This is a genomic window from Labrenzia sp. THAF82 (genome assembly GCF_009363435.1).
GTDB lineage: Bacteria > Pseudomonadota > Alphaproteobacteria > Rhizobiales > Stappiaceae > Roseibium > Roseibium porphyridii.
Genome location: NZ_CP045354.1, coordinates 5,861,373 through 5,875,645, shown reverse-complemented (window position 1 = coordinate 5,875,645; position 14,273 = coordinate 5,861,373). Strand labels below are relative to the sequence as shown.

At 55.2% G+C, this 14,273-nt stretch carries 14 protein-coding genes; 3 read left to right on the top strand and 11 right to left on the bottom strand.

What is annotated here, in order from left to right:
• The gene (locus tag FIV00_RS27000; RefSeq protein ID WP_152503610.1) at positions 1-402 is read right to left on the bottom strand and encodes a tautomerase family protein; all 402 of its coding nucleotides are present in this window, start codon (positions 400-402) and stop codon (positions 1-3) included.
• A 104-nt stretch (positions 403-506) separates the two neighbouring features.
• Here FIV00_RS27000 and FIV00_RS26995 point away from each other — a divergent pair, with 104 nt between their 5' ends.
• Entirely contained in the window at positions 507-1,343 is an 837-nt protein-coding gene (locus FIV00_RS26995; RefSeq protein WP_152503609.1) for a LysR family transcriptional regulator, read from the top strand.
• Positions 1,344-1,451: 108 nt separating this feature from the next.
• On the opposite strand, the gene lepA is transcribed toward FIV00_RS26995, so the two are convergent.
• On the bottom strand, positions 1,452-3,257 hold the full coding sequence (gene lepA / locus FIV00_RS26990) for a translation elongation factor 4 (protein ID WP_152503608.1): 1,806 nt from the start codon (positions 3,255-3,257) through the stop codon (positions 1,452-1,454).
• Positions 3,258-3,497: 240 nt separating this feature from the next.
• Between lepA and FIV00_RS26985 the strand changes: the two genes are divergently transcribed.
• Positions 3,498-4,019, top strand: coding sequence for a GNAT family N-acetyltransferase (locus FIV00_RS26985; RefSeq protein WP_247649292.1), 522 nt, complete (start codon positions 3,498-3,500; stop codon positions 4,017-4,019).
• On the opposite strand, the gene mepA is transcribed toward FIV00_RS26985, so the two are convergent.
• Together mepA and FIV00_RS26975 are read right to left on the bottom strand one after the other, a co-directional pair.
• Positions 4,016-5,098, bottom strand: coding sequence for a penicillin-insensitive murein endopeptidase (gene mepA, locus FIV00_RS26980; protein ID WP_152503607.1), 1,083 nt, complete (start codon positions 5,096-5,098; stop codon positions 4,016-4,018). The genes FIV00_RS26985 and mepA overlap by 4 nt on opposite strands.
• An 87-nt stretch (positions 5,099-5,185) precedes the next feature.
• Positions 5,186-6,271 carry a patatin-like phospholipase family protein gene (locus FIV00_RS26975; RefSeq protein WP_152503606.1) on the bottom strand — a complete coding sequence of 362 codons (1,086 nt, stop codon included), beginning with the start codon at positions 6,269-6,271 and terminating at the stop codon, positions 5,186-5,188.
• Positions 6,272-6,571: 300 nt separating this feature from the next.
• Between FIV00_RS26975 and FIV00_RS26970 the strand changes: the two genes are divergently transcribed.
• Positions 6,572-7,615, top strand: coding sequence for a M42 family metallopeptidase (locus FIV00_RS26970; protein ID WP_152503605.1), 1,044 nt, complete (start codon positions 6,572-6,574; stop codon positions 7,613-7,615).
• Positions 7,616-7,734: 119 nt separating this feature from the next.
• On the opposite strand, the gene FIV00_RS26965 is transcribed toward FIV00_RS26970, so the two are convergent.
• The 7 genes from FIV00_RS26965 to FIV00_RS26935 form a co-directional block, all read right to left on the bottom strand.
• Complete coding sequence (locus FIV00_RS26965) at positions 7,735-8,037, bottom strand: NIPSNAP family protein (RefSeq protein WP_152503604.1); 303 nt, start codon at positions 8,035-8,037, stop codon at positions 7,735-7,737.
• Between the two features lie 143 nt (positions 8,038-8,180).
• Positions 8,181-8,783: a hypothetical protein gene (locus FIV00_RS26960; RefSeq protein ID WP_152503603.1), complete on the bottom strand. Its 603-nt coding sequence runs from the start codon at positions 8,781-8,783 to the stop codon at positions 8,181-8,183.
• A gap of 80 nt (positions 8,784-8,863) precedes the next feature.
• Positions 8,864-9,559, bottom strand: a complete 696-nt coding sequence (locus FIV00_RS26955) for an alpha/beta hydrolase (RefSeq protein ID WP_152503602.1) — start codon at positions 9,557-9,559, stop codon at positions 8,864-8,866.
• Position 9,560: 1 nt separating this feature from the next.
• Entirely contained in the window at positions 9,561-10,826 is a 1,266-nt protein-coding gene (locus FIV00_RS26950) for a TCR/Tet family MFS transporter (RefSeq protein ID WP_152503601.1), read from the bottom strand.
• A 49-nt stretch (positions 10,827-10,875) separates the two neighbouring features.
• Entirely contained in the window at positions 10,876-12,477 is a 1,602-nt protein-coding gene (locus FIV00_RS26945; protein WP_152503600.1) for a B12-binding domain-containing radical SAM protein, read from the bottom strand.
• A gap of 127 nt (positions 12,478-12,604) precedes the next feature.
• Complete coding sequence (locus FIV00_RS26940; RefSeq protein WP_152503599.1) at positions 12,605-13,918, bottom strand: tetratricopeptide repeat protein; 1,314 nt, start codon at positions 13,916-13,918, stop codon at positions 12,605-12,607.
• Between the two features lie 72 nt (positions 13,919-13,990).
• Positions 13,991-14,191 (bottom strand): cold-shock protein, encoded by a 201-nt coding sequence (locus FIV00_RS26935; protein WP_152504471.1) that lies wholly within the window; start codon positions 14,189-14,191, stop codon positions 13,991-13,993.
• Positions 14,192-14,273: the final 82 nt, after the last annotated feature.

Here is a 14,273-nt window from a genome sequence, read left to right as displayed (position 1 = left end):
TCAGGTCGGAAGCGCTTTTTCCGCATATTGCGCTATGCCATGCCCAAACGACCAGTTTTCCGGATTGGTCTCGACCAGACTGATGAACACATCTTCCGGCCGTACGCCCAATTCGCGCACCAGACCGTCCGCAATGCGCTTGAAGAGTGCTTGTTTCTGACCGGTGTTCCGCGTGTTGCTGACAGTCAAACGGATCAAGATCAGGTCGTCGGACCGGGCGATATTCATGTAGTGTCGGCCGAAGTCAAAGTCCTCGGTGGCATATTCAGTCAAGGTCATGAACCGATCGTCCTCCGGAACATCGAACGTCTCGCGCATGGATAAGTAAATCTCATTGAAAAGTGTGCGTTTTTGAGTCTCGGTTTTTGAGCCCTTACGAATGGAAATCTGGGTGAGCGGCATATCGACCTCTTAGTGTTCATGGCTGTAAGAGGACGCTAATCGGCGTGTAATCATGAATGAAACAAATCTTTGATATATTTATAATTCGAATTTATAATAGGTAAATGACTGATCTCGATCCGGACCTTCTTCGGGCCTTCATTGGCGTTGCAGAAACCAACAGTTTTACCAAGGCTGGCTTGTTAACCGGTGCGAGCCAGTCGGCTGTCAGCGTCAAGATCAAGAAGCTGGAAGAGCGGCTCGGGAATACATTGCTTGCACGGTCTCCGCGATCTGTTCAGCTGACGGCATTCGGCGCAAGGTTTTTGAACGATGCGCGCGAATTGATTGCGTTGCACGATCGGGTGATATCGCGGGCTAACGGCAAGGACACCCCCAAACAGGTTTTATTGGGCATCAGTGACCACGCAGCCGGAGCCCGGCTTCCAGAAATCATCGCGAAGCTCAGTCACGAACTGCCGGAGTGCCGCTGGCACGTAACGGTTGGGCTTTCTGGCAGTCTTTTTAGTGACTACAAGTCGGGTCTGTTCAATGCCGTCTTGGTCCGCTTTGAAGATGTTGAAGTCACGGGTCAGACAGCCTTTGAGGAAGAACTCGTCTGGACGGCCTCAAACGACTTTCAATGGCAAGCGGGCAGTAACTTGCCGCTGGTGGCGTTGGCCAGCAGTTGCGCATTGAGACAGCTTGCCACAAATGCTTTGAACACGGCAGGAGTGGGGTTTGAGGACGCCTTTGTCGGCACGGGTGTCGGCGCGGTTCAAGCGGCCGTCAGCTCTGGCCTCGGCATAGCCTGTCTCGACAAGCGCAACGTACCAGGTGGTTGCCGGGATATCGGTGCAGAGTACCAGCTTCCAAAGTTACCCAAGACCAGAATGACCCTCTACAGCCGGGAAAAAGCAGCAATCGGTTCTGCGATCCTGAGGGCGTTTCGGGCCGCTTGAGCGGCCCGGAATTTAGAGGGTGACATAGCAGCTGCCGACGATCCCGACCGTTTGAAAGCAGCCGACGGTTCACCGGCACATGGACAGTCTAATGAACCGGCAGCTCTCTCACTCTTCCATCTTCAGGGCCTGGATAAAGGCATCCTGCGGGATTTCCACCTTGCCGAACTGGCGCATCTTCTTTTTGCCGGCCTTCTGTTTTTCCAGAAGTTTGCGCTTACGCGTGGCATCACCGCCGTAACACTTGGCGGTCACGTCCTTGCGCATTGCGGAGATGGTCTCGCGGGCGATAACCCTGCCTCCGATCGCTGCCTGGATCGGAATCTTGAACATGTGCCGGGGGATCAGCTCTTTCAGCTTTTCGCACATGGCCCGCCCACGCCGGTCGGCCTGACTGCGGTGTACCAGGACCGAAAGCGCGTCGACTGGTTCCTCGTTGACGAGGATGGACATTTTCACCAGATCGCCGGCCCGATAGTCTGACAGCTGATAGTCGAAGGAGGCATAGCCTTTTGAGATTGATTTCAATCGGTCGTAGAAATCGAACACGACTTCATTGAGCGGCAGGTCGTAGGCGACCATGGCGCGAGACCCCACATAGGACAGTTCGACCTGAATGCCCCGACGCTCCTGACAAAGTTTCAAGATGCCACCGAGATAGTCGTCTGGTGTCATGATGGTGGCCCGGATCCAGGGTTCGCGGATCTCGGAGATTTTGACGATATCCGGCATGTCGGCCGGATTGTGCAGCTCAACGTCCGACCCATCGGTCAATGACATCTGATAGACAACGGACGGCGCGGTCGCGATCAGGTCGAGATTGAATTCGCGTGAAAGACGTTCCTGGATGATCTCCAGATGCAGCAGCCCCAGGAAGCCGCAACGGAAACCAAAACCGAGTGCAGCAGACGTTTCCATCTCAAAGGAAAAACTGGCGTCGTTGAGGCGCAGTTTGCCCATCGCCGCACGTAAATCCTCAAAGTCATTGGCATCGACAGGAAACAGCCCACAAAAGACCACCGGCTGCGCAGGCTTGAAGCCCGGCAATGGTTCATCGCAGGGTTTCTTGTCGAGCGTAATCGTGTCACCGACACGCGTGTCGGCCACTTCCTTGATCGACCCGGTAATCACCCCGATCTCGCCGGCTTTCAACTCTTCGACCTGAAGGAATTTGGGCGTCATGACGCCGACCCTGTCGACGTCATAAGAGGCGCCGGTTCCCATCATCTTGATCTTCTGGCCCTTCTTGAGAGAGCCATTGATGATGCGCACCAGGACCATCACACCAAGATAAGTATCGTACCAGCTGTCGACCAACATCGCCTTGAGCGTGTCATCAGGATCACCATTGGGTGCCGGAAGCTTTTGAACGATTGCTTCCAAAACGTCTTCAACACCAAGACCCGTCTTTGCCGAAATCATGCAGGCTTCAGACGCATCGATGCCAATCACGTCCTCGATCTGTTCCTTGATGCGATCAGGTTCAGCGGCAGGCAGATCGATCTTGTTCAGGACCGTGACAATTTCATGATCGTTGTCGATGGCCTGATAGACGTTGGCAAGCGTCTGGGCCTCGACGCCCTGAGAGGCATCGACCACCAGCAACGAGCCCTCACAGGCAGCCAGCGACCGGGAGACTTCATAGGCAAAGTCCACATGGCCAGGAGTATCGATCAGGTTCAGCGTGTATTGCTCGCCGTCCTTGGCATTGTAAACGAGCCGGACTGTCTGGGCCTTGATCGTGATGCCGCGCTCGCGCTCGATATCCATGGAATCGAGGACCTGTTCGGTCATTTCCCGATCGGTCATGGTGCCGGTCATCTGGATCAGTCGGTCAGCCAGGGTCGACTTGCCATGATCGATGTGGGCTACGATGGAAAAGTTTCTGATGTTGGAAAGCGTCTTCGTCGTCATGGCCGCCCCTTTACCACTGCAATTCGATTTCGCCTAGTGGATTGAGGGCATTGAGCGCCGAAATCCGTTGGTTTTTTGACGATCAACTTTTTCCTTGAAGCACCATTCAATGCAAAGCGCCGTCAATACGTGAATTGACGGCGGCAAGAGCGCTAGAAACATGATGTGACTGTTTCGGTGCTCGACTATGTTTTGTTGGCTGGGCAGTGCGGAAAATCGCACGAAAAAGACAAGAGATCGATGATGAAAATTCGCAACGCCGACCCGAAAGACATTCCAGAAATCCTCGCGCTCTATAATCATGCCGTCAGAGAGACAACGGCTGCCTGGACGACAAGAGAAGAAACCCTCGAAGAGCGCCTCAACTGGTTCGAAAATCGTCAACTGGCAGGTTTGCCGGTGTTGGTGGCGGAAACGGAAGAGGGCAGCGTCGCCGGTTTTGCCAGTTACGGATCCTTCCGTGCAAAGGAAGGCTATCGTCTGACGGCCGAACACACGGTCTATGTTGATCCGAGGGTGCAAAGGCGGGGAGTTGGGCGCAAGCTTCTGACGCAGTTGATCTCAACCGCAACGGCAAACGGATATCATGTTCTGGTCGGCGTGGTAGATGGCGACAACGCTGCATCAATTGCCTTACACAGTGCTGTTGGTTTTGAGGTCACCGGACGCTTGCCGCAGCTCGGAACCAAGTTCGGACGCTGGCTGGACCTGGTATTCCTGACAAAGGTGCTCGACGAAAAGGCGGCAGCTCCGGTGGGCTAGTTCGCTTTCAGCACCGTTCTGCAATCTCGGGGCAAGGCTGCCAGGGCCATCGGGCGTTTCTTGACCACCTTCGGCTTCTCGCCTTTTTTGGGCGGGTTCTTCGGCACCCAGGGTTCGTCCGACAGCCAATAGGTCAGATGTTCGCCACAGCCGTCGCCGGGCGGTGGCGGGTTCTGGTTCTTGCAGCCAACACTGCCGGCCGGGCAAGATAGTCGCACATGGAAATGATAGTGGTGGCCCCACCAAGGCCGGATCTTTCGAAGCCAAGCCCGGTTCTGGTCTTTTTCAAATTCGCACAAGGCTTTCTTGATTGTCGGATTGACGAATATCCGTGCGACACGCTTGTCGGAGGCGGCCCGGCGGATCAGGCGGGCGTGGACGTCGGTCCATTTGTTCAGGTCGACACGGCGATCGGCACCTTTCACATCCAGTGGACCTTTCAACATTGAGATTGCCGAAATCTGTTCACGTTCCTCGGTGCTCAAGCGCCGGTTGGGCATTTCCCTGAGCCAGATGTCAGCATCCAGGCCAATCTGATGGCTGGCATGCCCGGACAGCATCGGTCCTCCTCGAGGCTGTGCCAGATCACCGACCAAAAGGCCATTCCAGCCGACCTTTGGGGCATCTGCTGCAAGATCCTTCAGGTAGGCGATCAGTTCGGGATGGCCCCAGTTGCGGTTCCTGGAAAGCCGCATGGCCTGCCATGTTGGACCATCGGCAGGCAGAACAGTTCCGCCGGCAAGGCATCCTTTTGCATAGGAGCCTATGGCACGGGCTTTTAACGACGCCGGACCGTTTGCAGCGCCGAAATAGTTCTTGGCTGGGAAATCGGGGTAAAGCACCAGCTCAGGTTTGCTGGCAACGTAGCCTTCAGGGACGGCACGCTTTCGTGCGGGCACCGGGGTGCCCGCAATTACCTTCAGACTTGGTGTGTCGTCGGTCTGTTCAGCAGATGTCGGTTTGACGGCTGGAACAGGGACAACGGCCGCCAATGACGGGGTCGACAGCACGAAAAATGCAGCACCTGCGCAAGCGATGAGCGCGGGCTTCAAATTGCTGGCTGCCGATCTCCAGTCCATGACCACTTTGGAACCTCGTGCATCAATGCCTCAGTGGAGCCAGTGCACACCGGAGGGGTTTCCGGCGCCCGGTTCCACCTTATTGCTTCAGGCAGCATGCACTAATTCTGTTGGTCCTGCATCCGTTTCCCTGCTTTCCGCGTGCTCTTTCAACATGTCAGCAAGGTCATCGAGGAATATCGTATTGTCACGAATGACGACGTCGGCTGCACCGTTGAGCGCAATGATGTTGCCGGGTCGGGCATTGTCCATGTCTTCGCCATCCGGCGCCAGTTCCGCATTCAGCCGGTAGTAGGTGACATTTGGCAGGTCGCCGAAGAGATGCGCCGCTTGATAGGCCGCAGTCTGGCTCTGGCCGTCGGAGAATATCGACAGGATTGGTACACCCTTTGAAGGCTGCATCCAGCCGAGGCCACCCCAGCCGATAGCTTCCTTGTAGGGGAAGGGTCGTTCAGGCGCTTTTCCGGTCCCGAGCGACAGGATAACGATTTCATCCTGATCCCATCCGATCTTGCGCGCTTCGAGATAGGCGGCAACGGCCGGGTCGTTCATGAAGACTCCGCCATCGACGAGAGCTTCATCTCGCTTGCGGGTCAGATTCTCGACCTTGGCCGGCTCAAAGAAGGAAGGCGCTGCCGTGGTCGCACGCACGGCCTGCCAGAAATAGTAGTCATCGGGACGACTGCCATTTTCCTCAAGCCCGTTGGTCATGAACACCGCCTTGCGCTGTTCAATGTCGTAAGCTGTCAGCACCAGCTTTGTGAGTGCGCTGGCCATGGAAGTCCATCCGAAACGCTCCTTCAGGAGTTTTTCAAGCGGCCGCGCATCATAGGTCTCGTCAAACAGGCCGTAAGGGTTGGTGACGGCACGCGCTAGTCTGGTCGTGATCGAGTTGTTGAAGATATCACGCGCGTCACGTTCATAAAATGCTCTGAGTTCGGCAATTGTCGCTGCCGCTTCACCCATGTTGCCACCAGGACGTGGTGCACTCAAACCGGCGGCAATCAGGCCGCCTGTAGACGTGCCTGCCATCAGGTCGAAGACTTTGTGTAAGCCTGCACCGATGCCACGCTGGTTGAGCCTGTTTTCAAGCGTTTCGAGAATACGCAATGGAATAAGGCCGCGAACACCGCCGCCATCTATAGAGAGAATAAAACGTCTTTTCTGGGCCATGATCCGTCCCCGAGTGGTCTAATCGAAAGGGGCTACGTCTTTTCGCAAAAGCGATAGGCGTCTTTTTTATCTAGGAACAATTTTTCGCGATAAAATACGACACCGCAATGGCAAAGCATAAACTGCAGGTTCGAAATTGCGAATTTGACGACCAATCGGTTAAGGCGTAGCAGAGATTATCTTCAAAAAAGACAGGTCCTAATTGCTGCTTTACGCTGTTTCTTGCCGCTTATGCTCTTTATCCGTGTGGGGATTTTGGCATAGGATCGGATCTGGAAATCAACCCCGACAGGATGCCCCATGAATATCGAACTGCTCCGCAACCTTTGTGAAACACCGGGTGTACCGGGTCACGAACACCGCGTTCGCGACTTGATCCAGGCCGAAATCAAGGATCTTTTCGACGAAGTGACGGTCGATCCCATGGGTTCGCTTTTGTGCAAGCGGAACAGCCGCAAGGCATTGAAAAAAGGCGAACCGAAGAAGGTCATGCTGCTCTGTCATATGGATGAGATCGGGTTTCTGGTCTCCCATGTCACGGACAAGGGCTTCGCGCATGTCCAGCCGGTCGGAGGTTTTGATGCTCGCAACCTGTTCTCCCGGCGCGTGCTCGTGTCCACAGATGAGGGGGACTACAAGGGTGTGATGAACCCGGGCGGCAAACCGATCCACATTTCTTCACCGGAAGAACGCAAAAAAGTCCCTGAACCCAAGGAATTCGTGATCGATCTGGGCCTTGGGGAAAAGACCAAGGATGTCGTCAAGGTCGGTGACATGGTCACCATGGATGAACCCTTGATCGAAATCGGTGACAAGATCGTCTCGAAAGCGCTCGACAACCGTATTGCCTGCTGGCTGGGTATTGAGGCGATCAAGGGGCTCGGCAAGGTCAAACACGCTTGTGAAATCCACGTAGCCTTCACCTGTCAGGAAGAAGTTGGTCTGCGCGGTGCCCGCACAGCATCCTTTGCCATAAAGCCCGACATTGGCCTCGGCATCGATACGACCCTTTCCTGCGATACACCTGGCGTTCCGGAGCAGGATCGAACCACGGTTCAGGGCGCAGGCTTTGGTCTTCACGTGAAGGATTCAAGTTTCATTGCCGACCGGGATCTGGTGAAGGAATTTGAAGCGCTTGCGGAAAAAGAAAAAATTCCGTTCCAGCGCACGATGCTGGCCGCCGGTGGCCAGGATGGCGCCGCCGCTCAGCAAGCCGCAGCCGGTGCCAAGGCAGTCGGTATCGTCGTCGGCACCCGCTACATCCACACTGTCACTGAAATGATCCACAAATCGGACCTTCAGGCCGCACTGGATGTTCTGGTCGCCTACCTGAAGAAGGCATGATCTGGCAGGTCTTTCCTGTCCGGCTGGCATGAAGCTGGGCTGAGATTGGAAAAAGTGTAAGGCCCTGGGTCAAGTCCGGGGCCTTTGCCATTTGCGTATGATGTCCGGCTTTGTCGCGTTCAAGTGACCGGGCGCAGGAAGTGGCGGTCGTAGCGCCGAATGCAGGCTGTTTCTTCTGCGAACCGAAATGCCTTTTGGCAGTCAGCATCCTCCATACTCTTGGCACGATAGGCCTCGTAGTCGGCAAGGGAAGGGAAGGAAAAGAGACAGACCGCAAGATCGCTCGGGCTTTCATGCGGCAGATAATAGCCGTGATGTGTGCCGCCGAACTTTTCCACCAGCGGGATCCACATCCGCGCATATTCTTCAAATTCGTTCAGCTTCGCCGGTTCGATTTCATACTTGATGTAACAGGTAATCATCACGTGTCTCCCGTTGCTGCTGACCGACAACCATTTGTCCGTGCCGACACAAACTTTACAAGGTCAAACCGAAAAACCCCGCCAATGAGCGGGGCTTGGTGTTGTGTCAATTGCGGCTCATAAGATGAAAGTCTTGGCAGCGATCAGGCAATGGTTCCCAGGAGATTGGAGACCTGTTCACTGTTTCCCGCATAAAGCTCGCTCACAGACGCGCTCTGATAGCTGAAGGAGCTGTCCCCAAAGTCGCCTTCAATAGTGGAGGCGCTGGCTGAGCGAACGGAAAGCCCGGTTTCGCTGTCGAAGGAGACCCGCTCGAAGGAGACGAATTGAGCCGATAAGGTCTCACCGCCGATTTCCGCTTCAATTGTTGTCGTCGAGATCGTCGCACTCTCATAGGCAACAGACGCCGATGGACCTGCAGTCTCTTCGCCCAGGGCCACCTTCAGCTTGCCTGCTGTTTTCTGATAGTCCTCGACGGTTGCCAACGCACCCTCTTTGGCGTCTTCCCCGTCTTCACCTTTGCCCTTTTCGACGGCCGCTTGCAGCGCGGCAATCACCACCGCATCTTCTTCGGCCTTTTTGCTGGCAGTTTCCAGAAGGCTTTCTGCCGGTGCGGCCTGCTGTCCCTTGCGCTGGCCGATTTCATGGCCGTGAGCATGGCCTTTTGGGCCATCTTGGACGCCATTCGAAAAGCTGGCTGAAAATAGACTTGCGCTCTGGGTGGTGGTTTCGATCGAAATCTGCATTGTGCGTGGATCCTCGGCTCCCGGCCCGTTCTGGGCCGGCAAAGGTGCACAGAGGATCGCTCAATAGGGTTAACAGGCCATTAACCAATTGGTATCGGACAAGACGTCTTGGAAAGCTGCTCCTTCAGGAATTGACCGCCCAATGCCAGACCGCGCTCGTCGATGCTGTGGGGAAGACCGGCGAGTTTGTGCAAGTCACACGCAATCCCTGCCTTGGTGAGCGCAGCATGTGCAGTATCGGCGTGATAGCAGGGGACGACATCATCCTCAGTGCCATGCACGATCAGTACGGGACAGCTGGTTCTCACCTCGCCAAGGCGATCTGCGCCCGGCAGAAGGCCGGAATATCCAACAATGGCGGAAGGTGAAGACTTTCGGCGCAATCCGCATTGCAATGCCATCATTGTGCCCTGACTGAAGCCGACAAGTGCGAGGGAGCTGACATCCAGCGAATGCCGACGGAGTTCAGTGTCGAGAAATCTGTCGAGTATCGATTGCGCGGCCTCGGCTCCAATGCGGTATTCGTGCAAGGAGCGTTCCGTTAAGGCAAACCATTGGCGCCCGCCAAAAGCCTCGAAAGGCAAAGGTTCGGGAGCATTGGGGGCTATGAAAGCAGCCTCTGGCAACAGGCTTTGCCAGGCTCGACCCAGTTCGATCAGATCGCTGCCGTCTGCACCATACCCGTGCAATAAGACAACCAGTTGGCTGGCTGTGTTGCCTGAGAGTGGATCAAGGCGCGGGCCATCCAGGACAAGGTCATTCAGTGGATCTGTCATCTCATTCCGCCGGGTTTTCTTTCTTTTCGTTACGAGCGCCAGCGGGCGTTTTTTCCTGGAGACGCATGAAGGGCAGGGAAATCAGCATGGAGGCCAGGATCAGGAGGCCTGCAAGGGCGAAAGGCGCGCCCGGAAAATAAACGGCAGCATCCGGTCCGGAGAAGTGGGAAAAGACTTGTGTCATCACAAATGGACTGAAGACCATGGAAAGACCTGCCGCACTGGAAATCAGCCCCTGAAGTTCGCCCTGCGCGTTGTCCGGAATACGATTGGACATAAGGCCGGTAAAGGCTGGTGTCGCCAAAGCACCGAAGGAGGCAAACGCGACCATGGCATAGGCCATCCAACCGGACTGCGCGAAGGAAAGTCCTGTAAATGCGATCAAATTGGCAACCAACCCGATCAAAAGTGTTCTGCCCGGTCCGAGTTTCGGCTCCAGGACGCGAATGAGGTATCCCTGAACAAAGGCGAAGCCGACGCCGACGAATGCCAGGGACAGGCCGATATCACCTGGGCTCCAGCGAAACACTTCCTCTGTGTAGTAGCTCCAGATAGCAGGGTAGACATAGTGCGCGATATCGAACAGGAAGACCGCAAGCAGGAGCGTCCTGACTGCGGGATAATGGGCGATCTGTTTCAGGGCGCCGAGGGGATTGGCACGCTTCCATTCAAACTTGCGTTTGTTTTCTTCTTTGAGTGTTTCAGGCAGAACGAAATAGCCAAACAGGAAGTTGACAAACGACAGTGCAGCCGCCGCGTAAAACGGTGCGCGCGGGCCCCATTCGCCAAGAAATCCGCCGATCATGGGACCGAGCACAAAACCGACACCGAAACCGGCGCCAATCAGGCCGAAATTCTTGGCGCGATCTTCTTTAGAGGACACGTCGGCGATATAGGCTGACGCGGCAGCGAACGTGGCGCCGGCCACGCCCGAAAGCGTCCTGCCGATGAAGAGAATTGCCAGGCTCCAGGACAGTGCCATGATGAGATAATCCACGGCCATGGCAAACATGGAGGCAAGCAGCACAGGCCGTCGTCCGAACCGGTCTGAGAGGTTGCCGAGGGTCGGGCCGCACGCAAACTGCATAAGCGCGTAAACAACACTCAAAGCGCCGCCCCACCGCGCGGCATCACTGACAGGCAACTCAGTCAGTTCGGTCAACAGCGACGGCATGACGGGCATCATCAGCCCGATGCCCATCGAGTTGATGGTCAGCGTTACGAGTATGAAGCCGAGCGCACTGCGTTTTGAAAGACCGGTTTGCACAAAGCCTTCCTGGTCTGGTGTTGGATCCGACCGGAATGCTTTAGCGCAACTACTCTGCGGCGACCAGAGTTGGCTGCTCCCAGTTGCCCTTTTCGATATCCGCGATCTGTTGATCGATCTGTGTCATGACAAACCGGGAGAACGGGCCAAGGTGAACGTAGAGCGCAAGCATCATCATGACCGGTTTAAGCGCACGGAAGTTCGTAAAGGCCGTCTTTGCCAAGGTCTTCCAGAACGGACCGCGATAGGTCGTTTCCACGAACGTCATGGCATACATCAGCCTGCCGAACTGCTTCATGTCGTGGAAAAAACCTGCGCCGAAGATCGAACCGTTGGCGCCTTTCATGTCCAGCATTTCCGCAACTTTCTGAACGCGACCAAAATAGGCTTCCGGGCTGTAAACCCTGTCGATGACCTTCTTGAAATCCTCAAGGATCTGTTCGCGGGGACGAACGGTCGTGAAGTTGAGACCTGCTGTGCACTGGTCACCATGGACCGTATCTGGATCGTCCATGCCGAAATCCGCATGCAGTCGGCCTTCCTTGGCAAGTCGGCGCGTCAGCTGGGTATTGGGGAGCGCATAGAGAAGACCGGTCATGGCAACCGGAATGGCGGCCTCTTCGATCAGAGCGGAGATTTCATCTGCAACCTTGTCGCTTTCTTCGTCGAAGCCGACAATGAAGCCAGCCAGGACGAATATCCCTGCGTCATAAATCTTGTGAACGCTCTTGGCGATATCCCTGCGCGTGTTCTGTTTCTTGCGTGTGGCGACAAGAACCTCAGGATCTGGGCTCTCGATGCCGATAAAGACGGAAAAATATCCGGCGTCCTGCATCATTTTCAGAAGCGCTTCGTCATCCGCCAGATTGAGGGAGGCTTCGGTCGACATTTCAAACGGATAGTTCCGTTCTTTCTGCCAGGCTGCCAATTCGGGCAGAAAACCCTTCACAGCGCGCTTGTTGCCGATCAGATTGTCATCGACGAAATCGACATGGCCGCGGTAGCCAAGTTCATGGAGACGGTCGAGCTCAGCCAGAATCTGTTTGTTGGATTTGGTGCGCGGCACGCGGCCATAGAGTTCAATGATATCGCAAAATTCGCACGTGAACGGACAGCCGCGCGAATATTGAACGCCGATCTGAACATAGTCGTCGAATTTCAGGAGATCGAAACGCGGGATCGGGCTTGAAGTGACGTCGGCCTTGAACTTTTCTGCAGTAAAGCGTCCTTTGCGGTCACCTTCGTTCCAGGCGTCAATGAAAGTGCTCAAGATGCCTTCCGCTTCACCGAGCACGAGAAAATCGGCGGCTTCATAAACTTCAGGAGACGATGTGGCATCAGGTCCGCCAACAGCGACCGGAACGCCCTTTTCCTGCGCTTTGCGGATCACGGAAAGGCAATCGGCCTGCTGTGGCAGCATGCCGCCGGTCATGATCATGTCGGCCCAGTTGAAATCTTCTTCTTCAAGCTCGCCTGTGTTGCGATCGACCAGGCGCACATTCCAGTTCTCCGGCAACATGGCTGCAACGGTGATCAGTCCAAGGGGTGGTGCCGGATATTTAGCGCCAACCATCTCGCAGGTTTTGCCGTAGTTCCAAAAGGAACCGGCGTTAAACCGCGGATAGACCAATAATACGTTGCATTCCGTCATGCTGAATTTCCTTTCGAACGGGCAATCCGTCCTAAAACTGGCGACACATTATCAAGTTTACACGTGGGCACAACAGTTGAAGTGTCAACGGTTGCTGCGACAAATGATTGGTGATGTGATCTGGCCGTTACTCAACTGGTGCGTTGATCTTCTGCAAATGAAAAATAAGTCCGTGCACATCCTTGCCAAGTTCGCGGCGTAGAACAACAGGTTCTTCCTTCGTGTAAGAAAGTCCTGCAGCCTCTGCGCTGCGTCTCAGGTAATCCGGCGTATGGGCATATCGCCCGGTTGGATCGACCCGATAATCGGGGCCTGAAGTATCAGCCAAATGCTCGACGCTTGCGATCAAAAGCCCACCTGGTTTGAGTGCCCCGCTCAAGGCTTTCATGAACGGGTCGAGATCTCCGAGGTAACACAGCGTATCGACGCAAACTGCAAGGTCAAAGCGGGTTGGCAGGTCCGAATTCAAGAACTCGACAAGTTCGACTTCAAGCAGGAAATCATAGGCATTGAGCGCAGCGGCTTTTTTCAGCATCCCGGGCGACAGATCGATCCCGGTCAGTTTGTCGCAATGATCGCGGATCAATGGTCCACACAAACCGGTCCCGCAACCAAGGTCAACCACGTCCTGAAAAGCCTTGTCACCTTGTTTCACCAGTGCAATCACTTCATCGGCGACCAGCTCCGGCGCCCGGTATCCAAGGTTCTTGAGAACATCATCAAAACTCTCGGAAAAGCTGTCAAAGTGCTCTTTGACGTAGGCTTCAGGCGCCTGGTCGAGCGCGTCGCCGCGCACCGCTGCAAGCTGATATTGTGCGACCTTGTTGTCCGGGTCGGCCGCGACAATCGATTCCAAGTGACTGACTGCACGGTCCTGCCGTCCGAGCGCGCATAGAACGCGCGCATGCCAGACAGGGTCCGACCAAACTTCCGAGCCGAATTCCAGGCACCGCTCCAGGGCCTCGGCGGCCTCTTCTTTCTTTCCGGCAAGCATCAACGACAAGCCGTAATTGTGCCAGGCATTGGGATTTTCCGGATCCAGGCGAACAACTTCCGTCAGGATCGGCAGAAGGTCTTCATTGTTGTCCGCGCCTTCGAGCATAAGACTGATATTTTTCCAGGCATCCTCATGGCGTGGTTCCAATTCGACCGCACGCACATAGGCTTCGAGCGCCTGGTCGGATTGTCCGCCGATTTTCAGGATATTGCCGAGATTGTTGTAGGCCGCAGCGTTTTTCGAATTCTGTTCAAGGGATTTGCGGATCAGGATCACCGCATTGTCCGCCTTGCCGGCCTCAAAATGAAGAAGTCCTAGAAAATGAAGCCCGTCCGCATGGTCAGGGTCTTCGGTCAGGACGTCCTTGTATGCCGCCAGGGCTCCTTCGAGATTTCCGCTGCGATGTGCATCAATGCCTTCCTGCAGCCTTGCATCTATCTGCATGTCGTCACTCGTTCTGCCAATAAAAAAGGGCGGTCATACCGCCCTTGTTTTCGGAAAGACCTGCGAGTGACCTTACAGGACTTTCAAATCTTCAGCCACCATTTGCCCGCGGCGCCACTCCAGATCAAAGGCAACGAGCTGCCCTTCTTTCAAAGTGTCGATACCCGATCGGTGAAGGGCTGAGATTTCGACGGGGATGTCCTCGCCATCTTCGGGTTCGATGCTGCCGATACCTCGGCGCTGATCAAACCATTTTACGTTTCCATGTTGCATGGATCTTGCTTTCCAATTCTCCGTATCAAGGCGCATGTCCGGCATTGATAATCGCCGATTTCAACGCCTTGATGACAATGTT